The sequence below is a fragment of the Mycobacterium gordonae genome (assembly GCF_001417955.2).
GTDB classification, from domain to species: domain Bacteria; phylum Actinomycetota; class Actinomycetes; order Mycobacteriales; family Mycobacteriaceae; genus Mycobacterium; species Mycobacterium gordonae_B.
In genome coordinates this window covers 1-872 of record NZ_LKTM01000233.1, presented here as the reverse complement: position 1 = coordinate 872, position 872 = coordinate 1, and the positions used below count along the sequence as shown (strand labels likewise).

General features: G+C 75.1%; 1 pseudogene. It reads right to left on the bottom strand.

What is annotated here, in order from left to right:
* Positions 1–872: pseudogene (locus AO501_RS38180) on the bottom strand (PE family protein); the annotation flags it as partial.

Sequence of the window (872 nt, the reverse complement as noted above, 5' to 3'; positions counted from 1 at the left end):
CTATTCGCGCCGGAGCCACCGTTGCCGCCCTTTCCGCCCCATCCTCCGGAGCCGCCGACGCCGCCTTTGCCGCCACCGAGCCCACCGGTGCCGCCTTGACCGCCCTGTCCTCCTGTCCCGGCATCACTACCTGCTTCGCCCCAGCCTGTCTGCCCGGCTTTGCCGGATGCGCCGTCGCCGCCCATACCACCCTGGCCGCCGGTCCCACCTAGACCCCCGTCGCCGGCCACACCGCCAGTGCCGCCCTTGCCGCCCGTGCCACCAGCGCCACCTGTGCCCGGAGCCGCGCTACCGCCCGAGCCGCCATATCCACCGTTGCCGCCGTTCGCGCCGGCCCCGCCGGCCCCGCCTTGCCCGCCGTCGCCTCCGAGGCCGCCGATGGGGCCTCCGTAGCTGCCGTCGCCACCACCTCCCCCGTTGCCGCCGTTGTGGCCGGGAGCGCCATCGCCGCCGGCGCCGCCCACTCCGCCGATACCGACCAGGCCGGCATTTCCGCCGCGGCCGCCGTTGCCGCCGTCACCATTGGCGAGCTGCCCCCCGGGCCCTCCGGCTCCGCCGTTACCACCGGTGGTGGGTGTGGTGCCTGCGGCACCGTTTAGGCCGCTAGTGAGGCCGGCGCCGCCGTTGCCGCCCTGACCACCTAGACCTGGATCCCCACCGTTGCCGCCAGTTGCCGAGTAGGGATAGATGCTGCCGCCGGAGCCGCCTATGCCACCGGTGCCGCCGACCCCGCCGGTGCCGCCATTCCCGCCGTTGCCGCCGTTACCAGCAGTGCCGAATGTGCCGCCGGCCCCGCCTGCCCCACCCCATCCGCCGGTGCCGCCGGCACCGCCTTTGCCCGCGTCACCGCCGGCGAAGGGCAGGGTATTGGT